The following is a 23,058-nucleotide window of genomic DNA, read 5'->3' on the forward strand; positions in this document are numbered from 1 at the left end:
ATGCTTGTGCTGTTTGTCGCTCTCGCGGTTTTCGTGGCCTGGAGCTGGTTGAGTTATCCAGCGATCGGCCATTGGTTGTACGACCTGAGCACGGCGCTCGAGGCCAAGTTGTACAAGTTGCACAAAATCGAGGTGCCGATTGCCGAAATGACCGTCTCGACCTGGCAGGGTGGTCCCTATGAAGCAGCCAGCGCGATCCTGATGCTGCACGGCTACAGCGCCGAGAAGAATCTGTGGCTGCGCTTTGCCAGGCATTTTGTCCGCCAGTACCGGGTGATCATTCCGGACATCGCCGGTCATGGGGAAACCGGGTTCAAGGCCGGTGGCGGCTACGACATTGCGCTGCAGGCCAAGCGCATGATCCAGCTGCTGGACGTGTGCGGCGTGGAGAAAGTCCACGTGATCGGCAACTCCATGGGTGGCTACATCGCGGCATGGCTGGCAGCAACTTACCCGGAGCGGATCGCCTCGGTGGCGCTGATCGACCCGGCCGGCGTCACTGCACCGCAGGCCAGCGACATGGAGCGCCACCTCGCCCGTGGGCATAACCCGTTCCTGATCAACTCCCGGGAAGAGTTCCGCCAGTTTTATGCGATGACCATGGCCTCGCCGCCGTGGGTGCCCGGGCTGGTGCTGGACGCCATCGCCCAGCGATACGAACGTCAGCGTGATGAACTGGAAGAGATCTTCCGCGACTTCCGCGCCAGCCCGCCGATGGAGCCGAAACTGGCCGAGATCAAATGCCCGGCGCTGCTGCTGTGGGGCCGCAAGGACCGCTTGATCGACGTCAGCAGCGTGCCGGTGTGGAGCAAGGGCATCGCCAATCTGCGGGTCGAAGTGTGGGATGGCGTCGGACACATGCCGATGGTCGAACAACCGGGGAATACCGCACGGTTGTATCGGGAGTTTCTGGGCAATCAGCGATGAGTCCCAACACTATCCTTGTGATGAGGGAATTTATTGTGGTGAGGGGATTCAGCGAAACGTCGCACCGCCCCGATGGGTTGCGCAGCAGCCCCAGTTCCAGCACTAAGCTGAATCAGACACACCGCATTCTCTGGGTTGGGGCTGCTGCGCAGCCATCGGGGATAAATCCCCTCACCACAGGTAATCACGTCCGCCGATGGGGTCGAAATGAACATTCTCTACGACGAACGCCTCGACGGCCCGCTACCGGAGGTGAACAAGGCCGAGTTGCTGAAAACCCTGCAGCGCGCCCTCCCGGATCTCGACCTGCTCTGGCGTGAAGACGAACTCAAGCCTTACGAATGCGACGGCCTCTCGGCCTATCGCACCACGCCGATGCTGGTCGCCCTGCCCCGGCGACTCGATCAGGTGCAGACCCTGCTCAAGCTCTGCCATCAACACAACGTGCCGGTGGTGGCCCGGGGTGCCGGCACCGGATTGTCGGGGGGTGCGCTGCCGCTGGAAAAAGGTCTGTTGCTGGTGATGGCGCGCTTCAACAACATCCTGCACATCGACCCGGCGGCCCGTACCGCGCGGGTTCAGCCCGGGGTGCGCAATCTGGCGATTTCCCAGGCGGCCGCGCCGTTCGGCCTGTATTACGCGCCGGACCCGTCGTCGCAGATTGCCTGCTCGATCGGCGGCAACGTCGCGGAAAACGCCGGTGGCGTGCATTGCCTCAAGTACGGCCTGACCGTGCACAACCTGCTGAAAATCGAAGTGCTGACCATCGAGGGTGAACGTCTGACGCTGGGCAGCGACGCCCTCGATGCGCCGGGTTTCGATTTGCTGGCGCTGTTTACCGGCTCCGAAGGATTGCTCGGGATCATCACCGAAGTCACGGTCAAATTGCTGCCCAAACCGCAGCTCGCCAAGGTCTTGCTGGCCAGTTTCGACTCGGTGGAAAAGGCTGGCCGTGCCGTGGCCGACATCATCGCCGCAGGGATCATTCCCGGCGGCCTGGAAATGATGGACAACCTGGCGATCCGCGCCGCTGAAGACTTCATTCACGCCGGTTACCCGGTTGATGCCGAGGCGATTCTGTTGTGCGAACTCGATGGCGTCGAAGCCGATGTCCACGACGATTGCCTGCGGGTGCGCGAGGTCATGCTCCAGGCCGGCGCCAGCGAAGTGCGGCAGGCCCGCGATGAAGCCGAGCGCGTGCGCTTCTGGGCCGGGCGCAAAAACGCCTTTCCGGCGATTGGCCGCTTGTCGCCGGACTACTACTGCATGGACGGCACCATCCCGCGCCGCGAATTGCCCGGCGTGTTGCAAGGCATCGCCCGCCTCGGCGCCGAATACGGCTTGCGCGTGGCCAACGTGTTTCATGCCGGCGACGGCAACATGCACCCGCTGATTCTGTTCGACGCCAACCAGCCCGGCGAACTGCATCGCGCCGAAGCGTTAGGCGGGAAGATTCTGGAATTGTGCGTGCAGGTTGGCGGCAGCATCACCGGTGAACACGGGGTCGGCCGCGAGAAAATCAATCAGATGTGCGCGCAGTTCAACAGCGCTGAGCTGAGCCTGTTCCACGAGGTCAAAGCCGCGTTCGACCCGCAAGGCCTGCTCAACCCCGGCAAGAACATCCCCACCCTGCACCGCTGCGCCGAATTCGGCGCGATGCACATTCATGCCGGACAACTGCCATTCCCCGAACTGGAGCGTTTCTGATGGCTGATTTCGACGCCAGCAGCGCGCTGCTCGATCAGGTCAACCAGGCCCGGGCCAACGCCACGCCGCTGAAGATTCAGGGCGGCAACAGCAAGGCGTTTCTCGGCCGCGAAGTGGCCGGTGAAGTGCTCGACGTCCGCGCACATCGCGGCATCGTGCGCTATGAACCGACCGAGCTGGTAGTCAGCGTGCGCGCCGGTACGCCGTTGCGCGAGCTGCTCGCGGCGCTCGACGCGGCCGGGCAGATGTTGCCCTGCGAGCCGCCGGCCTTCGGCGACAGCGCCACGGTGGGCGGGATGATCGCCAGCGGGCTGTCCGGGCCACGGCGGCCATGGTCAGGTTCGGTGCGCGATTTTGTCCTCGGCACCCGGGTCATCACCGGTCTCGGCGAGCACCTGCGCTTCGGTGGCGAGGTGATGAAAAACGTTGCCGGCTACGACCTCTCGCGCCTGTTGACCGGCAGTTTTGGTTGTCTTGGGGTGCTGACCGAAGTCTCGCTAAAAGTCCTGCCGAAACCGCGTCAATGCCTGAGCATCCGCCTCGATATCGACTGCGCGCGGGCGCTGGCCAGGTTGGCCGAGTGGGGCCAGCAACCGTTGCCGATCAGCGGCGCCTGCCATGACGGGCAAAGCCTGTATCTGCGCCTTGAGGGCGGCGAAGGTTCGGTCACCGCTGCGCATCAACGGCTCGGCGGCGAGCCGCTGGATTCGAGGTTCTGGCGCGACTTGAACGAGCAACGCCTGAGCTTTTTCGACGAAGGACTGCCGCTGTGGCGCCTGTCGCTGCCGAACAATCTCGGGCCGCAGGACTTGCCCGGCCAGCAGTTGCTCGACTGGGCCGGCGCGCAACGCTGGCTGAAGTCCGATCACGAGCACATTCAGATCCTCGCCCAGGAACTCGGCGGCCACGCCACCTGCTTTACCCATGGCGCCAGCGACACACCGTTCCAGCCGCTGCCGCGCACGCTGATGCGTTATCACCGGCAACTCAAGGCGCAACTCGACCCACAAGGGCTGTTCAACCCCGGCCGGATGTACGCGGAGTTCTAGCCATGCAAACCACCCTCAGCGAAGAGTCCCGACAACTGCCGCGCGCGGCCGAGGCGGAAAAAATCCTCCGTACCTGCGTGCATTGCGGTTTTTGCAACGCCACCTGCCCGACCTATCAGTTACTCGGCGATGAACTTGACGGGCCGCGCGGGCGCATCTATCTGATCAAGCAAGTGCTCGAAGGCGCGCCGGCCACCGAGCAGACGCAGTTGCATCTGGATCGCTGCCTGTCCTGCCGCAACTGCGAAACCACCTGCCCTTCCGGTGTCGACTATCACAACCTGCTGGATATCGGGCGGGCGGTGGTCGATCAGGCGGTGCCGCGCCCCGCTGCCCAGCGCTTGTTACGCGAGGGCTTGCGTGCACTGGCGCCGAATCCCGGGATGTTCAAGGGTTTGCTGCGCGTTGGTACAACCTTCAGGCCCCTGCTGCCACGAATGTTCGAAAGCAAATTGCCGCAGCGCTCGTCAGCATCCGGTTCACGCCCTGCTCCGCGACATGCGCGGCGGGTGTTGTTGCTCGAGGGTTGTGTGCAACCGGGCCTGTCGCCGAACACCAATAATGCGACGGCGCGGGTGCTCGATCGGTTGGGGATCAGCGTGACGCCGGTGGCCGAGGCCGGTTGCTGCGGCGCGCTGGACTATCACCTCGACGCCCAGGCCAAGGGCCTCGACCGCGCGCGGCAGAACATCGACGCGTGGTGGCCGCAGCTGGAAAACGGCGCCGAAGCCATCGTGCAGACGGCCAGCGGTTGCGGCGCGTTCATCAAGGATTACGGGCATTTGCTGGCACAGGATCCGCGCTACGCCGACAAGGCGTGGCAGATCAGCGAACGGACGCTGGATCTGGTACAGATCCTGGCCCGGGAGCCCCTGGAGAAACTGTGCGCCGCCAGCCAACGCCGGATCGCCGTGCATTGCCCCTGTACCTTGCAACATGCGCTGAAACTCGGCGGCGCGGTGGAGACACTGTTGACCCGGCTGGGCTTCAACCTCACGGCGGTGCCGGACGGGCATTTGTGCTGTGGTTCGGCCGGCACCTATTCGCTGACGCAACCGACCCTCGCCCGGCAACTGCGCGACAACCGCCTCAATGCCTTGGAGAGCGATCGCCCGGACCTGATCGTCACCTCCAACATCGGTTGCCAGAATCATCTGGCCGGCGCCGGGCGCACCCAGGTTTTGCACTGGATCGAACTGGTGGATCAGTCGTTGGCAGAATGAAGTTCGTAGGATTCTTCGTTTGCCGCCGTCGGCGAAGACTGCGATCTTTTCCTCCATCTATTACGTGACCGTGGCAGGAATTTTTTTCATGACCGTGCAGCCTTTCGTCAGCCCCGACCTGATCCGCCAACGCTTCTCCAAAGCGATGTCCGACATGTACCGCGAAGAAGTGCCGTTGTACGGCGCGCTGATGGAACTGGTGGAACAGACCAATCGCGAAGTGCTGGCGGCTCAGCCGGACATCGCACGGCAGCTCGACAGCACCGGTGAAATCCAACGGCTGGACATGGAGCGCCACGGCGCGATTCGCGTCGGTACCGGCAAAGAGCTGGCGACCCTCGCCCGTTTGTTCGCGGTGATGGGCATGCAACCGGTGGGTTATTACGACCTGACCCCGGCGGGCGTGCCGGTGCACTCCACGGCGTTTCGCGCGGTGCATGAAGCGGCGCTGCAGGTCAGTCCGTTTCGGGTGTTCACTTCGTTGCTGCGTCTGGAACTTATCGAAGATCCCGAGCTGCGCGCGTTTGCCGAATCGGTACTGAATCAGCGTTCGATCTTTACCCCTACTGTCTTGCACCTGATCGAGCAGGCTGAGTCAGCGGGTGGGCTGAATGAGCCTGAAGCGGAGGAATTTGTCCTGCAGGCCCTGGAGACCTTTCGCTGGCACCACAGCGCAACCGTCACCGCCGCGCAGTACCAGACCCTAAGCGCCCAGCACCGTTTGATCGCCGACGTGGTGGCGTTCAAAGGCCCGCACATCAATCACCTGACCCCGCGCACTCTGGACATCGACAAGGTTCAGGCGCAAATGCCGGTGCATGGCATCACCCCGAAAGCGGTAATCGAAGGGCCGCCGCGTCGGCACTGCCCGATCCTGCTGCGCCAAACCAGTTTCAAGGCGCTCGACGAGCCGATCACTTTCACCGACCAGCACAACACCCGTGGCAGCCACAGCGCGCGCTTCGGCGAGATCGAACAACGCGGCGCGGCGCTGACGCCCAAGGGTCGGGCGCTGTATGACCGCCTGTTGAATGCCGCGCGCGATGAACTCGGTGACTTCCCCAACGAAGGCAACGCCGCACGCTATAACGAGCTGATGACTCAGCACTTTGGCGAATTTCCTGACAGCGTCGACGGCATGCGCGAACAGGAGCTGGCGTATTTTCGCTACTTCCCTACCGAAAAAGGCTTGGCAGCGGGTAGCCTCATGTCGGCATCGCTGGACGATTTGCTCCGCGAGGGTCACGTGAAAGCTGAACCCTTGGTGTACGAAGATTTCCTGCCGGTGAGTGCGGCGGGGATTTTTCAGTCGAATCTTGGGGATGCCGCGCAGACGCACTATGGCGAACACTCCAACCGTCAGGCATTCGAACAGGCGCTTGGGCGTGCGACGATTGATGAGTTGGGGTTGTATGCCGAGACGCAGCGGCGCTCGATTGAGGAGTGTGCTCAGGTTTTGGGCGTGAAACTGTTCTGACTGTGGCGAGGGAGCTTGCTCCCGCTGGGCTGCGAAGCGGCCCTCGTTTTGGGAGCGCTGCGCACTCCAGCGGGAGCAAGCTCCCTCGCCACAGAATCAAATGTTGCCTCTAGCGCAGTCGCGACAACAAGGCGAAACGCTCGACGCTGGCCCTTGGCCTTACTGCGCAACTTCTTGCGCACTTGTTCGGTGAAAAAGGCGATTCATCGCGCTGCAGGCCTTGACTGGCGTGGCTTACAGCCAAGTGCGCAACTTCTTGCGCAGTACTGCGCAAGAAGTTGCGCACTTTCCCTCTCGATTCAGCAAAAAACATCGGCCAAACCGCACGCCAGAGCCACTCCACCCCCGGCTGCCGGGACCTTCGACAGACCTGGCACGCTCCTTGATAACAGTCAGGCACCCACCGGGCGATTTCGCCTCCCGGGCACCCTAAATTTATCCGCAAGGAGAGCACCCCATGGCAACACCAGCGTACATGTCGGTTACCGGCGAAAAACAAGGCCTGATCACTGCCGGCGCCTTCACCGCCGACTCCGTTGGCAACACCTACCAGGAAGGCCACGAGGGACCAGGTCATGGTTCAGGCTTTCAGCCACGACGTGATCATCCCGCGTGACCCACAATCCGGTCAGCCAACCGGTCAGCGCGTGCACAAGCCAGTGATCATCACCAAGGTCTACGACAAGGCTTCGCCTCTGCTGCAAGCGGCGGCTCTGACCTCCGGCGAGCGCATGAGCGAAATCGTTATCCAGTGGTACCGTACTTCGGCTCAAGGTACTCAAGAGCACTACTACACCACCAAACTGGAAGACGCGATCATCGTCGCCATCAACAACAAAATGCACAACTGCCAGGATCCAGGCAACTCGCACTTCACCCACCTGGAAGAAGTGCAGTTCACCTACCGCAAAATCACCTGGACCCACGAAGTATCCGGTACTTCGGGTTCCGATGACTGGCGTGCTCCAGTCGTTTAATTACGGCTGATCGTTACAAGCATCGACCAGCCCTGCTGGTCGATGTTGTTTACGCCCCTCCAGAATTTCGCGTGCGTTGAACCGCCTTGCGGTTGTCGACGAACGCCGCTGTACAGCACGAGGAACAAGGGATGTTCGCGCCGGCCAATGAAACCCACTTTGCCCTGACCATCGAAGGGCTCTCCGCCGATTTTCAGGTATTCACCCTGACCGGCCGGGAAGCCATCAGCCAGCCTTTTGTGTTCGAGGTGGAGCTGGTCAGTGAGCAGCCGTCGCTGGACCTCGAAACCCTGCTGCACAAACCGGCCTTTCTGCAGCTGTCGCCCGATGGCAGCGGCATCCACGGCCAGATCTACCGCGCCGCGCAAGGCGATTCCGGCAAGCGCCTGACCCGTTATTCGGTGACCCTGCGCCCGCAATTGTCGTACCTGGCGCACCGCGTCAACCAACGGATCTTCCAGAACCTCACGGTGCCGAAAATCATCGGCATGGTCCTCGAAGAGCACGGCATCCAGAGCAACGCCTACGAGTTCAAGACCGGTTCGATCTATCCCGAGCGCATCTACTGCGTGCAATACGATGAATCGGACCTGCATTTCATCCAGCGTCTGTGCGAGGAGGAAGGTATTCACTACCACTTCCAGCACAGCGCCACGGCGCACAAGCTGGTGTTCGGCGATGACCAGACGGTGTTCCCGAAACTCCAGCCTGTGGCCTACCAGCAAGACTCCGGCATGGTCGCCAGCAACCCGGTGATCAAGCGTTTCGACCTGCGCCTGGAAACCCGCACCAGCCGCACCACGCGCCGCGATTACGACTTCGAAAAACCACGCCTGACCCTGGAAAGCGAAAACCGCGGCGACGCCCTGCCCGATCTCGAAGACTACGACTACCCGGGCCGCTTCATCGACCGCGAGCGCGGCAAGCACTTGGCCAAACGCGCCCTCGAACGTCACCGCAGCGACTTCCAGCTCGCCGAAGGCAAGAGCGATCAACCGCTGCTGGTCAGCGGCCATTTCCTTGCCCTGACCGAGCACCCGAAGGCCAAATGGAACGACCTGTGGCTGCTCACCGAAGTCCTCCACGAAGGCAAGCAACCGCAAGTGCTGGAAGAGTCGGTGACCAGCGACACCACCGCGCTGAAAGATGACTTCCACCAGGGCTATCGCAACCGCTTCCAGGCAACGCCGTGGGACGTACCCAACCGACCACCGTTGCGCCACCCGAAACCGCGCATCCTCGGCAGCCAGAGCGCCGTGGTCACCGGCCCCAGAGGTGAAGAGATCCACTGCGACCAGTACGGCCGCGTCAAAGTGCAATTCCACTGGGACCGCGAAGGCCAGGCCGACGACAAGACCAGCTGCTGGCTGCGTGTCTCCAGCGCTTGGGCCGGCGCCCAGTACGGCGGCATCGCCATCCCGCGTATCGGCATGGAAGTGCTGGTCACCTTCCTTGAAGGCGACCCCGATCAACCGCTGATCAGCGGCTGCCTGTACCACAAGGAAAACACCGTCCCCTACGCGCTGCCGGCGAACAAGACCCGCAGCACCTTCAAGACCCTGAGCTCGATGGGCGGTGGCGGTTACAACGAACTGCGCATCGAAGACAAGAAAGGTCAGGAGCAGATCTACCTGCACGCCCAGCGCGACTGGGACGAAAACATCGAGCACGACCAGAAAATCCGCGTCGGCAACGAACGCCACGACACCGTCGAGCAAAACAGCTACACCGAGTTCAAGGCCGAAGAACACCACACCGTCTACGCCGACCGCAAAGTCGAGGCCCGCGCCAACGACCACCTGACCGTGGGCGTGAACCAGCACATCAAGATCGGCACCGGCCAATTCATCGACGCCGGCCAGGAAATCCACCTGAGCAGCGGCATGAAAGTCGTGCTCGAAGCCGGCGCCGAGTTGACCCTGATCGGCGGCGGCAGCTTCATCAAGATCGACGCCGGCGGCGTGACCATGAGCGGCCCGGTGATCAACATGAACTCCGGCGGCAGCCCAGGCAGCGGCACCGGCGCCGCCCCGCTGATGCCCGGCATCCTGAAACAGGCCGACGCTGACAAGGCCGGCCAGGTCCTGACCCCGGCCCAGATCAATACCCTCAAACGCAACGCGCCGTTCTGCGAAGAATGCGAAAAATGCAAGGCAGGTGCCTGTGCCATCTGATCGACTGACACCCAAGGATTGGCTGGCACAACAGCCGCTGCAGACTGGCGAGCGCCTGTACCTGATCGTCAGCGCAGCAAGCGATGCCGACGCGCTGAAAACCCTGTACCTGACCGAACCCACCGCCCAGCTCCTGCCGATCTGGGGCGGCACGCCCTACTCCACCTGGCAACCGGTGATGCCCTACGTCACCGAACTCAAACCGAACTCGGCATTCCTGCCCTGGATCGCCGAAACCGACGCCCTCGATTGGGGCTGGCTGGCGGTCTCACGCGCCGAACCGAACGAGGTGTTCGAACACCTGCGCAGCCTGACCCAGGTGAAGATGCCGGACGGGACCGAGGTGTTTTTCCGCTTCTGGGATGGGCGGCATATCTACCCGATTCTGAAGGGGATTGGGGAGAAGGCTGGGGAAGTAATGCCGGTGTTTGAGCGGTATTTGATTAATGGGCAGACGCTGGAGGTTGGGACACGGGTGTTGCCGAAGGTGAAGGATTGGCCGTGGTGGGAGGTGCCGAAGGATTTGCTGGATGGCTTAGCCAAGGACAACCCGACGACACTGATCAGCAACCTTATGCAGTGGCTGGAAGAAGACCGCCCGGACATTTACAACGCTTGGCCTGAGAACAACCTGAAGCTGAAAGTCAGCCGTTTCGTGCGCCGCCCGGATGCGCCGAAAAACCTTAAAGAAGCACTGTTAAACCACCTGATTCTGGAGCAAGGCTGATGGATCGCGTTGCCTTTGTTGATAAACAACTCTCTACCTTCCCGGACAGTTTGAAGGACTACCGAGAACTGACTGAAAGCAAATATGCGGAATGGCTGGACAAGGGGCCTCAATTTCTCGATAGACCAGCATTTTTTGGGTTGAGCAGATCCATCAAGCTCGGGAGCGCGAACGCTACTGTCAGTGTGAAAGACGATGAGTTCGAATCCACGGTTGCACAGTGCCCCAAGGATGGCAGACTGCTGATCGAAAGTAAGTTTGTCTCCGTCAACGACATTCCCGTTGGCAATATAACGGTCGAGGTCACTCCCAAAGAAGGCGGCACAGCAACTTCTATCACTCTCGATGCTGATGGAAAAGGTGTTTACAAGGGCGTACCAGGAAAAAAATACTTCGTTCGGGTACAAAGCTCAGTAACAAAAAATCAGCTAAATCAGCTATTTAGCTCCTACGACGGGTTCACCGCACAGTTAAAAGACTGGCTCGACTTAGAATGGAGAAAATACAGACCACTTTGGCCGAAGGAAACACTTGCCTCCCCCTACCTCGCCCAGATGAAGGGAACGCTCATTGGAAGTTGGGAGGCGATCAAGGCAGCATTTGACGGCATTAAGCGAATCTTTGAGATCCTGAAGGATCCGAAACAATTCGCAAAGGAATTGGGAGAAAGCGCGAGCGATTTGTTGAGACTAGCGAAAGAAACACCAGCGATGATGGAAAAGCTGATGTTGCTAGCCAGCGACCAAGCGGCACTTTTTCTTATTCTGAAGGCGTCAGGAATCTGGCTACTACAACTCCCTCCCAGCGTAATATCCGGAAAAACCGCAGAACAAATATCCAGCGCCATCGTAACTATTTTAATAGATATTCTTCTGGCGATCGTTCTCACGTTCGCTGCAGAGGGCTCAGGTATTGCCTACCTCGGCGTGCGCCTGGTTAACTACGGTGCAAGAGTTATCGAAGCTGTCTCTGGGTTTGTAAAATCCATATTCAGTATTGTTAAAAAGTTCATGGAAACGATCGAGCACTACAAAAAACTCGCTACAAGGGCGATCGCTGGGACTTTTGAAAAGGGCAAGGTCAAACTTGGCTGGGACCGACAAGACCATGCAAAAGTTGGCAGTTCAGAGCATGTTGATGACAAATCAAAACAGTCAACCAACCACGACGATAAAAACGTCGCCTGCACCAGGGAAACTTGTGTTAACGGCTGCCCAGTATCGATGGTTACAGGGGAGGAACTGCTAACGCTTACTGACGGCCAGTTAAATGGACTGTTTCCATTCGAATGGACCCGCCTATATCGTACTAGCGCAGCAGAAGTAGACTGTGGACTAGGTTACGGGTGGAGTCACGCTCTTGCGCAGCGAGTCCAAGTGAATGACGACGGGATTGTCTGGACAGATCATGAAAATCGCATCACCAACTTTCCGCTTCCTAGCGAACAACGGTCAGCAATAACCAATAGCCTAGCAAAAGCGGCTATCTTTATTGGTGATGATCCATCTGAACTCATTCTGACCCAGGCAGGCGAGCGCCCGCTGTTCTATCACTTCAGGTACAACAGCGAAGGCGCAACACTTATTGCAATTACTGACCGGTATCGTAATCGGCTTCATATTACTCGCGATATTCATGGACGAATCAAACGTGTAGATAACGGTGCGGGACGAGCATTATTAATTCGCTATGATCGCAAGCATATTGTATCTGTCGATTATCAGCAGTTCATCCCTGCAGACAACCTGGAAGATGCTTGGGCCACCATTCAAACACTTGTCACTTATCGATACGACGAGCACAGTCGCCTCGTGGAAGCGAAAAACGCCGCGGGTGAAAGTGAGCTTTATTCCTATAACCACCAAAACGTAATTCTCGAAAGGCAACTAGCTGGTGGTGCGAGCTTCTTCTGGGAATGGGAGAACGAAGGAAAATCCTCTCGATGCATCCATCATTGGGCAAACTTTACACAGATGGATGCCCGCTATACTTGGGACGATAATGGAAGCGTCACTGTTACTAACGCTGATGGCAGTGAGGAAATCTACACTCATGACGATCACGCCAGACTCATCAGCAAAGTCGAACCGGGTGGAGCGGAACACAGCAACATCTACGACGAAAAGGGCCGTCTTGTTGCCGAAAAGAATCCATTAGGCGCAATCACGGAATACCAGTACAACGACGCGGGTCGATTGGAAGCAGTAATTCCGCCAGAGGACACACCTACACTTTACGACTACAAATTCGGCTTTGTGTCCGAAGTTCGTCGTGGCGATGCGATCTGGAAATATATACGAAACAAACAAGGTGATATCACTCAACAAATTGATCCCGACGGTAATTCAACGTATTACTCTTACGATGATCAAGGTCGTCTTTTAGAGATTCTAAACCAGGATGGCAGCCGCCATAGGTTAGGTTGGAACAACCTCGGCGAATTGCTTGAAGAGCAGTTACCGGATGGTGGGAAACGTAAATACCGTTACGATGCACTTGGGCGGCAAATCACTCGCCAAGATGAAACGGGCGCCATTACTCAATACCAATGGGATGCCGTTGACCGTCTGATTCAGGTGATCCTACCCGGTGGCGCCAGCCGTGCCTTCACCTATAACCCGTATGGTCGCGTCACCGCCGAGCGAGACGAACTTGGGCGCATTACCCAGTACGAATATGCTGACAACCTGCATCTTGTCAGTCGTCGCATCAATCCGGACGGCAGCCAACTGCGCTACCGCTACGACAATGCGGGACTGCTGCTTACCGAAATAGAGAACGAGCGCGGCGAGCAATATCACCTCGACTACTACGCCAACGGCCTGATCCAACAGGAAACCGGCTTCGACGGTCGTCGCACTGCCTACGAGTACGACCTCAACAGCCAGTTGGTCAAGAAAACCGAATTCGGCGATGACGGCAGCGAACTCGTTACCGAATACCAGCGCGATGCTTCTGGCCGCCTGTTGGTAAAAATCCTCGCCGATGGCGAAGAGATTCACTACAGCTACGACGGACTGGGTCGTCTGGTAAATGTCGACGACGGCAATTGGCCACTCGCCTACGAATACGATGTGCAAGATCGCCTGATCACTGAACACCAAGGCTGGGGCACCACACGTTACGAATATGACAGCGTCGGCCAACTGAACCACTGCCGCCTGCCCGATGGCAGCAAACTTGACTACCGTCACCTGCCCGGCGGACGTCTGAGCAGCATCGACCTCAATGGCTCTCGCCTGACCGCTCACCAGTTCAGCGCCGGACGCGAACAGCAACGCCAACAAGGTCTGCTGCTCAGCCAATACCAGTACGATGAGCAGGGTCGCTTGCAAGCCCACACAGTCGGCCAGCGAGACAAGAACCTGTTTCAGCGTCGCTACAACTACGACGCCAACGGCAATCTCGCCGGTATCGATGACAGCCGCAAAGGCAAGCGCAGCTACCACTACGACCCGCTCGACCGACTCATCAGCGTGCGCGGCGCCACACCGGAAAGCTTCGCCCATGATCCGGCCGGTAACCTGCTGGGTCAAAACAACGAAGGCACAGCGAACCTGGCCAACGTCAAAGGCAACCGCCTGCTGATGCAGGGCGACCGCCATTACGACTACGATGCCTACGGCAACCTGATCCGCGAACGCCGTGGTGCCGGCCAGAAACTCGTCACCGAATACCGCTACGACTGCCAGCACCGCCTCATCGGCGTCAGCCTGCCGGGCGGCAGTACCGCATCCTACAAATACGACGCCTTTGGTCGCCGTATCGAAAAAACCGTCGACGGCCACACTACCGAGTTTCTGTGGCAAGGCGAACGATTGATCGCTGAAAGCGCGGAAAACCGCTACCGCAGCTACATTTACGAACCTGGCAGCTTCCGCCCTCTGGCAATGCTCGACGGCGAAGGTCCACGCAAAGCTACGCCGTTCTACTATCAGCTTGATCACCTCGGCACGCCGCAAGAACTCACAGATTACAGCGGCGAGATCATGTGGTCGGCGAAGTACCGCGCCTACGGTAACCTCGCCGCGCTGGACATCAGCGAGATTGATAATCCGCTGCGCTTCCAAGGTCAGTACTTCGATGCCGAGACGGGGTTACATTACAACCGGCACCGCTACTACAATCCGGGCACTGGGCGGTTTTTGACGCCGGATCCGATCAAGCTCGCGGGTGGGTTGAACAACTATCAGTACGTGCCTAATCCTACGGGTTGGGTAGATCCGCTTGGTCTGAACACTTGTCCTGGCGGAGATAAATGCATCCCTGGCCAAGGCGCTGAGGCGCCTGAGGACAAAGCCAGAGTAAATCAAGGAGATGCGCAGGTTCCAACGGCGGCCGCATCTGTCAATTGGAAGGGATTTTCTTCTGGGAAGTTGCAACCTCATTATCAAAAGCATGTAATTGATCAAAAAGAATTCGGAAACATAAGCCAAACTGAATACTTAAAACAGGCGAAAGAATTCTCGAAAGAATCAGGAAGCTTTAACGAAACGAATGTCGGAAATTTTGTAATCAAACATGACCCAGCAACTGGAAGAATATTTGTTGGACACTTGAAATCCAGAGAAATTAGAACATTTTATAGAGATGATGGTAGAAGCGCCGACGCCTTCCAATCCGCCATTGAATTGGCTAAGGGTTTATAAAATGACCAAAATTGATCGACACGATGCTATAAAAAAAATCTCAAAGGCAATTTTGATTTTGCTTGACCATGACGAGCGAGAATCTCATCTCCTCGATTGGTGGAGTATTGATGAGAGCAATCCTGAATTCTTCACACTATCAGAGCAGCTGCAGAGCCTTATTGCTAGCGGGGACGATCTACCTAGCGACATCGATGATAAAAAATATGACGAACTTATCTTGCTTGCCCTAACATCAAGCTATAAAGGCGTAACAAACGTATTCTTATCAAAAAAATTAAAACAATTGAATATTGGAGAGTACGAGGTATCTGGAGAAATTGAAACTCTGATGCCTTGCCCGTGCTGTAAATACCGCACGCTTTCAGTGCTTGGTAATTATGAAATTTGCGACCTATGCAAATGGGAAGACAATGGAACTAGCAACCTTGACACTTATAGCGGCCCAAACCACATGACTCTTCGGGAAGCAAAAGAATTGTTTGCAAAAAAAACTGAGAAACTTCCTTTGGATAAATGGGTGAAAGAATAACGTTGAGATGAGTCATTCGCGTGTGTGGATAGTCGAAATTGCGACTATGGCGAAGTAATCAGGTCACCGACCTTACAGACGAGACTAAGGGGGACTAAGGGGACAGGTTTATTTTCCGGCTTGCCCCCCTTTTTTGATTCAAAAGGGAGTGAAAATCCCCCTGTTCTAGCCGCTTTTTCAGAAACAGATCCGTCCCCTTTTTCCGGAAGAGCGTCTGCCGGACGGAGGTCAACGGAAGTATCGCTACGACGCACTGGGTCGTCAGATCACTCGTAAGGAAGAATCCGCGCCATCACCCAATACCAACGGAATGCGGCCAACCGCCTAGCACAGCGCAACACGTGCCTTCACCTACAACGCCTATGGCAACGTCACCGCCGAACGTGACGAACTCGGCCGCATCACTCGCTACGAATACGCCGACAACCTGCACCTTGTCAGCCGCCGCATCAATCCGGACGGCAGCCAACTGCGCTATCGCTACGACAACTCGCAACTCAACCTCACCGAGATCGAGAACGAGCGCGGTGAACGCTATCAACTCGACTATTACTCGAACGGCCTGATCCAGCAGGAGACCGGTTTCGACGGTCGCCGCACGGCTTACGAATACGATCTTAATGGCCAGTTGCTGAAGAAAACCGAGTACGGTGATGACGGCAGCGAACTCGTTACCGAATACCAACGCGATGCCGCTGGCCGTTTGCTGGTCAAGACACTTCCCCATAGCGAAGAGATTCACTACAGCTACGACGCACTGGGCCGCCTGATAAACGTCGACGACGGCCATTGGCCGCTCGCCTACGAATACGACGTGCAGGACCGCCTGATCACCGAGCACCAGGGCTGGGGCACGACGCGATATGAGTACGACAGCGTCGGCCAATTGAGCCACTGCCGCCTGCCAGATGGCAGTACGCTCGATTACCGTCACCTGCCCGGCGGGCGTCTGAGCAGCATCGACCTCAACGGCTCACGTCTGACCGCTCACCAGTTCAGCGCCGGCCGCGAACAGCAACGCCAACAAGGTCTGCTGCTCAGCCAATACCAGTACGATGAGCAGGGTCGCTTGCAAGCCCACACAGTCGGCCAGCGAGACAAGAACCTGTTTCAGCGTCGATACAACTACGACGCCAACGGCAATCTCGCCGGTATCGATGACAGCCGCAAAGGCAAGCGCAGCTACCACTACGACCCGCTCGACCGACTCATCAGCGTGCGCGGCGCCACACCGGAAAGCTTCGCCCATGATCCGGCCGGTAACCTGCTGGGTCAAAACAACGAAGGCACAGCGAACCTGGCCAACGTCAAAGGCAACCGCCTGCTGATGCAGGGCGACCGCCATTACGACTACGATGCCTACGGCAACCTGATCCGCGAACGCCGTGGTGCCGGCCAGAAACTCGTCACCGAATACCGCTACGACTGCCAGCACCGCCTCATCGGCGTCAGCCTGCCGGGCGGCAGTACCGCATCCTACAAATACGACGCCTTTGGTCGCCGTATCGAAAAAACCGTCGACGGCCACACTACCGAGTTTCTGTGGCAAGGCGAACGATTGATCGCTGAAAGCGCGGAAAACCGCTACCGCAGCTACATTTACGAACCTGGCAGCTTCCGCCCTCTGGCAATGCTCGACGGCGAAGGTCCACGCAAAGCTACGCCGTTCTACTATCAGCTTGATCACCTCGGCACGCCGCAAGAACTCACAGATTACAGCGGCGAGATCATGTGGTCGGCGAAGTACCGCGCCTACGGTAACCTCGCCGCGCTGGACGTCAGCGAGATTGATAATCCGCTGCGCTTCCAAGGTCAGTACTTCGATGCCGAGACGGGGTTACATTACAACCGGCACCGCTACTACAATCCGGGCACTGGGCGGTTTTTGACGCCGGATCCGATCAAGCTCGCGGGTGGGTTGAACAACTATCAGTACGTGCCTAATCCTACGGGTTGGGTGGATCCGCTTGGTCTGAGTACTTGTCCAGGCGGCGAGAATTGTACGCCTGGAGTGGGGGCTGACGATGCTGCAACAAAACCACAAGTAAATGAGGGCGATCAAAAAGCACCTGAGACAGGAGGCGCAGCTCGAGCTGCTCAATACTCTGCAAATTGGCCTAAAGCAAATTTAAATAATGCTGTGGAAAAATTCGCCGGCAACAATCCTATAATCAGCACCACTGATAAGGGTAAGAAAATATACAAAAACCCTCAAAACGGAGTAGAAGTAGTAGAAGACATGAATGGAAACTATTTTAGAGTTTACGACCCCTCACTTCCCGGAAAACGTAAATATCTGAACCTTGACGGAATTGTACCTAGCAACAAAACGCTTCCGAACGGAAAGCAAACAGGCAGATCGCAAAGCGAATACAACGAAGTTACGCACTTTAACAAGGAACCATAGAAGTGAAAACAATTTCAGTGCCAGTAACCGTGGAAGCAATGAATCGATTAGACTTTGATGAATGTTTACCGGGAGATCTGGAAGAAATTTTTCTTTCCGAAGATGAATTCTCAACCCTTGTAAAGACCGGAGCAATTGAAAAAATCAACTCAACACTAGGAATACTTATAGACGAGTACGAAGACGAAAAAATACAAGGAATCTCAGAATTACAAACATCTCTCAACATATTTCAAGAAGCATTAAAAACCACCAACACTGAAATAATAAACAAAATCTTAAAGCTTAATGAATCAGCAATAAAACATAATACTGGATTGTTTTTTTACTTCTGAGTTTTTCCCAGAAATATATAAACTGATAAAAACTACAAATCCATATTTAATACTCAACTCAAAGAATATCGAAAAAAACCACTCTTTATTCGATAAAAATGGCAACTCAATATAACTGAATGACAAAAACACATAAACACTTTCAATTTATAAAAAATAATGGATTTCTATTTCTGGTGAAATCACTCACCAAGAAACTGAGCATACCTATACTGCTTCAGCTTGCCACTTTTTGATCAAAAGGGATTGAACGCCCTCCCTTTGGCCTTCTTTTCAGAAAATAAATCCGCCCCATTTTTCATTGAAAAATTTCGATGACTGGGAAAATCTTCAATGAAGACCACTTTTGAAACTGCTTTAGACCTTCACGAAATATCTGATTTCTTTAAAGGAAATGGACAATATTTTGCTCGAGGCTCCGACTGGGGAGACCATCTTTTTATTAGCAACTGGCAGGAAATGTGCAGCGTTTTAAAAAATCAGAAAGCCGCACAAAATTTACTCACATCGATATTTGAAGATTACGCAAAATATTTGAAGGAAGATTATTCAGATGCCGAAGGATTATTCTCCAATATAAGCACCTACTACACACTTAAAAATAAAATAGCCTTTTTATCGAGCAATAGTTACGACTTAATCGAAAGTCTTGACGAGAGAAGCAAGAAAAATATAGGAAAACTATTTCGTCTGCTTAGGCAACAGTACGATTTAAAAAACAAAGATCTGCCAAAGTACACATTTGATGAGAAAATCAAACGATTAAAGCTAAAGGGATGCACCCTTAATCTTGAACAGCTTTGAAAAAACATGCAGATCAGGACTTCGGCACAGCTGATGATAGCCATTTAAAGAATTCAAAGTTTAAAAACTCTGCTACTCCCATAAAAATATCGCATTAAAATTAGCGAACACCCGACACGATAGAAAAACGAATAAAGGGCACAGATTTTTTGTGTAGGCAGCCCAAAAAAGCAATCAAAATAAATCTGTTCCCTTCCGCTTTGAAAAATAATCCGAATTTATTGGCCAAATCGGTTCTAGGGTCGAAAAATGACAACCCAGAAATGTATCCCACGAAGTGTATGGTTTGGGCTCGACGGAACAGGCTACAACAACATTGCGCAAGAGCTAGAATCCGAAAACCCTTCACTAAGAAAATGGATTTCAGTATACGCCATTTACAAATACCCCTTTACCAATGATCCATATAACCATTATGACTTCATCCATAAATCAAAAAATTTCCGATATGCAACAGTGATATTTACAATCTCAACCGAAACACTTGAAACAAGTGACGGCGTGGACGACCGAGACATCAATATCTTAAAAATAGAAACCATGAACTCTGAAGCGGAAATCAACGCCTTTCTTGAAAAGCTTAACGTCGATCCAGAACTTTTCACTACTCCATGGCGGTGTGAATATCCTCTCTAGTTGCTGAACTGCAATGAGGAGAGGGGCGGATTGTTTTCGTTGAAGGAAATAAATCTGCCCCCTTTTCAGCCCCATTTTCACGCAAACAAATACATAAAAATCACTAAAAACAAAAAATTAATTAGGTCTAAGAATATCTTTATAAACAAAACTCAACCCAAAACACCATAAAACAACTGATGGCAACCAAATCGATTCAAAAAAACTTGATCAATTTTTTATCGAGAGAGCAAAATGAACTTTTCAATTGACATTACAGAATCCTTTGGCGCTATCGACTTCGATAATGCAGGCGGAATTATCTCGTATATAAACATACCTCCAAACGAAAATATTCAAGACAAATTCCAACTAGAACTATTTAATTTTGTCCTTAACTTAATAGAAAAATCGGTAGTTTCTTCAATAAAAAACCAGAACCCAAGCTTTCTAGAAAAGATGGACGAGGACGGTTTCCTGGTCATTAAGCAAGCCATCATCACATTTGAAAAAATAAAAGGTCACGAAAAATTAATACGCTTATTAAACCAGGACAGTGGCTACTTGACGCACGAATCTTACGGCCCAAAATTAGAGAACAAAGATAAAATATACGATATCGGCGGAAGATCATTCTCAACTCCTGAATTATTAATCAACCTTGCCATCATCTCACCAAAAAAAGTAACCCTCGACTTCACTGCTTCAAACCACACTTATATACCCACATACGACGAACTTCAGAAATCAGTAGGGATATTAAACTCACAGGCAAATCGCGTTCAACCTGAAATTCAGGGTATATTCGATATTAGCTACAGCAATTTGCATACCATATGCGATTTTGATGCAGGCTATCGATTGCACTCAATATAAAATAGTGGCGAATCGGGAGAAAGAAAAATTGTTCAGAATTCCTTGCAGAGATTTTCAATCAAAGAAGCACTCTAGGAAATTGGCCAACATAAAAGAATTGCAGTGCACACAACAAAAACCTCAACCGCTCGATAGAGCTTTCAAAAACAATGAAACAAAATACTTTCCGAAATATGAACAATGAAACTAGACCCCTGCCTCGACATATTACCTTTACTATTACTTCCTATTGAGACAAAAGGGGACAGATTTATTATTTATGACAACCCAAAAGATATTGAAAACAAATCTGGCCCTTTTGCCTCTTTTACCTTCGATGACACTAGAACCTGAAAGGTCCCCGGCACCAAAGAACACTACCCCTTCAAGGAAAAAAAATGAAAACCTGGAATGAACTTGATGGCAACACCTTATTCAATAGAGTGTTCACCAAACCTATTAAAATTAGCACGATAAAGTTATTCCAAATAACAATCGACAACAACAGACCTAACATAACCTTCGAATTCGATATCCCAGAAATCCCCGACTCCGCACCTGAAAAATGGATAAAGATGGGATTCAACACTTGCCGCATTGGCTTGAGCTGCAACGGAGTCAAGGAATTACTCTTAAAAAACATACCTACTCGAGAGAGCCTCACTATCAAAATAGAGAAGATTGACGAGTATTTTTTAATCCGTGCAGAAAATGAAAACTCTCTATTGGAGTTCAAAACAAAATACCCATTACTTTGCGGCCCTTCGGTTTACATGAGCACCCATGAATAAACATCAAATCACACTCGCCAATAACTGGATCGCCACCTTCGAAAACAACGGTGAATTCCGCATGGGAGCCGAAGGCTGGAGCTTGCTCCTGCAAGGACCTGACGGCAGAAATATCAATTACTTCGCGGACAAGATCATTTTGGTCAACGATGACGACGGCACCCAGGCTAATTCGTGCATTCGTCTATCCAGCGACGGTGTCCACGGTTATTTGAGCACAGCCGTTGACAGCTGCTGGGTGATCGATTTCTCGCGGTGCATGATCGCCCCGCACCGAGTGAGCATCCATCACTACCATGACGCCTATGACGAAAGCGTGGCAGCTTACGAACAACCCGCCTTCAAGCGTGTGAGGCAATACATCAGTGTGGTTGGAAGGCACATCTATCTGACCTTCCCGCTGACCAAAGATGAAGACTTCCCCAAGGTATGGGAAGAGGGGAGTGTCATAAATTTTGTGTTCGGGCATAACATGTCGCAGAGGTGCATGTATGCCGACCAAAAAGAGACCGGCCCGAGAGGCCCAGCGTGACCTTCCTTCCATTCCCCAAGAGCTGATCGACCAGTTCGTCAGCGGCCCGATGAGTGCCGACGCTATTCAGGATGCCGCGATGGCGTTTAAGAAAGCGCTGATCGAGCGAGCCCTTGGCGCCGAGATGGGGCACCACCTTGGTTATCCTCAGGGCGCGGAGCGCCCTGAGGATTCGAGTAATCAGCGTAATGGCAGAAGCAGCAAGACCGTGCTGACCGAAGACGGCCCGTTGCGTCTGGATATTCCCAGAGACCGCGACGGCAGTTTCGCCCCGATCCTGATCCCCAAGCACGAGCGCCGTTTCACGGGTTTCGACGACAAAATCATCGCCATGTATGCCCGTGGCATGAGCGTTCGCGAGATTCGTGCTTTCCTCTCGGAACAGTACGGCACAGATGTCTCTCATGACTTCATCAGCTCCGTCACCGATGCGGTTCTGGAGGAAGTCAGTACCTGGCAGCAACGCCCGCTTGAGCCCATGTATCCGGTCATTTTCTTCGATGCTCTGCGGGTCAAGATCCGTGACGAAGGCGTGGTTCGCAATAAGGCCATCTACTTGGCTCTGGGCGTGCTGCCGGATGGGACCCGAGATATTTTGGGGATCTGGATCGAGAACACTGAAGGTGCCAAGTTCTGGATGAAGGTCTTCAATGACCTCAAAACCCGGGGCGTCGAAGACGTGCTGATCGCGGTAACTGACGGGCTCAAAGGTATGCCGGAGGCTTTGAGTGCGGTGTTTCCAGAGACAACGCTGCAGACATGCATCGTCCATTTGATCCGCAACAGCCTTGATTACGCGGCGTGGGACAAGCGCCGTGAACTGGCCAAGGCCCTTAAGCCGATTTATCAAGCTCTCAATGCCGATGTCGCCGAACAGGCTCTGGACGCCTTCGAAGCGGGGCCGTGGGGCAAGCAGTATCCGACGATAGCGGCGGCTTGGAGACGCGCCTGGGAGCGGGTTATCCCATTTTTCGTGTTCCCACCCCGCGATACGCAAAGTGATCTACACCACCAACGCGATCGAAAGCATCAATTCGCAGTTACGCAAGATCATCAAGACAAGAGGCCACTTTCCAACCGATGAGGCGGCGACAAAACTGATCTGGCTGGCGCTGAAAAACATCACCGCCAACTGGGGCAGCGCCCGCCCATGACTGGAAAAGCGCCATGAATCAGTTTGCGGTTTTATATGGAGACCGATTCATCAGGCCGAACTGGTGAAATGAAGGCCTGCCTGACGGCAGGCCATTACCGGCCCGCACACAAAAAATCTGACA

Annotated in this window: 15 protein-coding genes and 3 pseudogenes; all 18 read left to right on the forward strand. The window is 54.5% G+C overall.

Annotated elements, in window-relative coordinates; translation table 11 throughout:
* The 18 genes and pseudogenes from E3Z29_RS20390 to E3Z29_RS20475 all read left to right on the forward strand — a co-directional run bounded on the left by E3Z29_RS20390 (window position 1) and on the right by E3Z29_RS20475 (window position 23,002).
* Entirely contained in the window at window positions 1-927 is a 927-nt protein-coding gene (locus E3Z29_RS20390; RefSeq protein WP_096796512.1) for an alpha/beta fold hydrolase, read from the forward strand.
* Window positions 928-1,134: 207 nt separating this feature from the next.
* Window positions 1,135-2,634, forward strand: a complete 1,500-nt coding sequence (gene glcD / locus E3Z29_RS20395) for a glycolate oxidase subunit GlcD (RefSeq protein ID WP_134786766.1) — start codon at window positions 1,135-1,137, stop codon at window positions 2,632-2,634.
* Window positions 2,634-3,683 carry a glycolate oxidase subunit GlcE gene (gene glcE / locus E3Z29_RS20400; RefSeq protein WP_134786767.1) on the forward strand — a complete coding sequence of 350 codons (1,050 nt, stop codon included), beginning with the start codon at window positions 2,634-2,636 and terminating at the stop codon, window positions 3,681-3,683. The genes glcD and glcE overlap by 1 nt, the downstream gene beginning before the upstream one ends.
* Before the next feature lie 2 nt (window positions 3,684-3,685).
* Window positions 3,686-4,906, forward strand: a complete 1,221-nt coding sequence (glcF, locus tag E3Z29_RS20405; protein WP_134786768.1) for a glycolate oxidase subunit GlcF — start codon at window positions 3,686-3,688, stop codon at window positions 4,904-4,906.
* A gap of 88 nt (window positions 4,907-4,994) precedes the next feature.
* Window positions 4,995-6,383: a VOC family protein gene (locus E3Z29_RS20410; protein WP_134786769.1), complete on the forward strand. Its 1,389-nt coding sequence runs from the start codon at window positions 4,995-4,997 to the stop codon at window positions 6,381-6,383.
* 457 nt (window positions 6,384-6,840) lie between these two features.
* Window positions 6,841-7,360, forward strand: a pseudogene (locus E3Z29_RS20415) (Hcp family type VI secretion system effector).
* A 131-nt stretch (window positions 7,361-7,491) separates the two neighbouring features.
* Entirely contained in the window at window positions 7,492-9,534 is a 2,043-nt protein-coding gene (gene tssI, locus E3Z29_RS20420) for a type VI secretion system tip protein TssI/VgrG (protein ID WP_134786770.1), read from the forward strand.
* A complete protein-coding gene (locus E3Z29_RS20425; RefSeq protein ID WP_134786771.1) occupies window positions 9,524-10,261 on the forward strand; it encodes a DUF4123 domain-containing protein in 738 nt (245 codons plus the stop codon). Before tssI ends, E3Z29_RS20425 begins: the two co-directional genes overlap by 11 nt.
* Window positions 10,261-14,910 carry an RHS repeat-associated core domain-containing protein gene (locus E3Z29_RS20430; protein WP_256662024.1) on the forward strand — a complete coding sequence of 1,550 codons (4,650 nt, stop codon included), beginning with the start codon at window positions 10,261-10,263 and terminating at the stop codon, window positions 14,908-14,910. The genes E3Z29_RS20425 and E3Z29_RS20430 overlap by 1 nt, the downstream gene beginning before the upstream one ends.
* Window position 14,911: 1 nt before the next feature.
* A complete protein-coding gene (locus E3Z29_RS20435) occupies window positions 14,912-15,442 on the forward strand; it encodes a CPCC family cysteine-rich protein (protein ID WP_158547269.1) in 531 nt (176 codons plus the stop codon).
* Window positions 15,443-15,647: 205 nt separating this feature from the next.
* Window positions 15,648-17,849 (forward strand): annotated as a pseudogene (locus E3Z29_RS20440) (RHS repeat-associated core domain-containing protein); the annotation flags it as partial.
* A 2-nt stretch (window positions 17,850-17,851) separates the two neighbouring features.
* The gene (locus E3Z29_RS20445; protein ID WP_045122541.1) at window positions 17,852-18,184 is read left to right on the forward strand and encodes a hypothetical protein; all 333 of its coding nucleotides are present in this window, start codon (window positions 17,852-17,854) and stop codon (window positions 18,182-18,184) included.
* A 333-nt stretch (window positions 18,185-18,517) separates the two neighbouring features.
* The gene (locus tag E3Z29_RS20450) at window positions 18,518-18,988 is read left to right on the forward strand and encodes a hypothetical protein (RefSeq protein ID WP_097088783.1); all 471 of its coding nucleotides are present in this window, start codon (window positions 18,518-18,520) and stop codon (window positions 18,986-18,988) included.
* 249 nt (window positions 18,989-19,237) lie between these two features.
* Window positions 19,238-19,624, forward strand: a complete 387-nt coding sequence (locus E3Z29_RS20455; RefSeq protein ID WP_134786772.1) for a hypothetical protein — start codon at window positions 19,238-19,240, stop codon at window positions 19,622-19,624.
* A 234-nt stretch (window positions 19,625-19,858) separates the two neighbouring features.
* Complete coding sequence (locus E3Z29_RS20460) at window positions 19,859-20,479, forward strand: hypothetical protein (protein WP_134786773.1); 621 nt, start codon at window positions 19,859-19,861, stop codon at window positions 20,477-20,479.
* A 377-nt stretch (window positions 20,480-20,856) separates the two neighbouring features.
* A complete protein-coding gene (locus E3Z29_RS20465; protein ID WP_134786774.1) occupies window positions 20,857-21,249 on the forward strand; it encodes an Imm50 family immunity protein in 393 nt (130 codons plus the stop codon).
* The gene (locus E3Z29_RS20470) at window positions 21,242-21,781 is read left to right on the forward strand and encodes a hypothetical protein (protein WP_256662025.1); all 540 of its coding nucleotides are present in this window, start codon (window positions 21,242-21,244) and stop codon (window positions 21,779-21,781) included. The genes E3Z29_RS20465 and E3Z29_RS20470 overlap by 8 nt, the downstream gene beginning before the upstream one ends.
* A pseudogene (locus tag E3Z29_RS20475) lies at window positions 21,741-23,002 on the forward strand (IS256 family transposase). Before E3Z29_RS20470 ends, E3Z29_RS20475 begins: the two are co-directional and overlap by 41 nt.
* Window positions 23,003-23,058 lie beyond the last annotated feature (56 nt).

Origin of the sequence: Pseudomonas sp. S150 (assembly GCF_004526365.1) — a bacterium.
Lineage (GTDB): Bacteria > Pseudomonadota > Gammaproteobacteria > Pseudomonadales > Pseudomonadaceae > Aquipseudomonas > Aquipseudomonas putida_A.

Bases quoted from the DNA above. Each gene is read 5' to 3' on its own strand.
- tssI (WP_134786770.1), top strand. From the start codon at position 7,492: ATGTTCGCGCCGGCCAATGAAACCCACTTTGCCCTGACCATCGAAGGG.
- E3Z29_RS20470 (WP_256662025.1), top strand. From the start codon at position 21,242: ATGAATAAACATCAAATCACACTCGCCAATAACTGGATCGCCACCTTC.
- glcD (WP_134786766.1), top strand. From the start codon at position 1,135: ATGAACATTCTCTACGACGAACGCCTCGACGGCCCGCTACCGGAGGTG.
- E3Z29_RS20390 (WP_096796512.1), top strand. From the start codon at position 1: ATGCTTGTGCTGTTTGTCGCTCTCGCGGTTTTCGTGGCCTGGAGCTGG.
- E3Z29_RS20455 (WP_134786772.1), top strand. From the start codon at position 19,238: ATGACAACCCAGAAATGTATCCCACGAAGTGTATGGTTTGGGCTCGAC.
- E3Z29_RS20430 (WP_256662024.1), top strand. From the start codon at position 10,261: ATGGATCGCGTTGCCTTTGTTGATAAACAACTCTCTACCTTCCCGGAC.
- E3Z29_RS20410 (WP_134786769.1), top strand. From the start codon at position 4,995: ATGACCGTGCAGCCTTTCGTCAGCCCCGACCTGATCCGCCAACGCTTC.
- E3Z29_RS20435 (WP_158547269.1), top strand. From the start codon at position 14,912: ATGACCAAAATTGATCGACACGATGCTATAAAAAAAATCTCAAAGGCA.
- E3Z29_RS20460 (WP_134786773.1), top strand. From the start codon at position 19,859: ATGAACTTTTCAATTGACATTACAGAATCCTTTGGCGCTATCGACTTC.
- E3Z29_RS20465 (WP_134786774.1), top strand. From the start codon at position 20,857: ATGAAAACCTGGAATGAACTTGATGGCAACACCTTATTCAATAGAGTG.
- E3Z29_RS20450 (WP_097088783.1), top strand. From the start codon at position 18,518: ATGAAGACCACTTTTGAAACTGCTTTAGACCTTCACGAAATATCTGAT.
- glcF (WP_134786768.1), top strand. From the start codon at position 3,686: ATGCAAACCACCCTCAGCGAAGAGTCCCGACAACTGCCGCGCGCGGCC.
- glcE (WP_134786767.1), top strand. From the start codon at position 2,634: ATGGCTGATTTCGACGCCAGCAGCGCGCTGCTCGATCAGGTCAACCAG.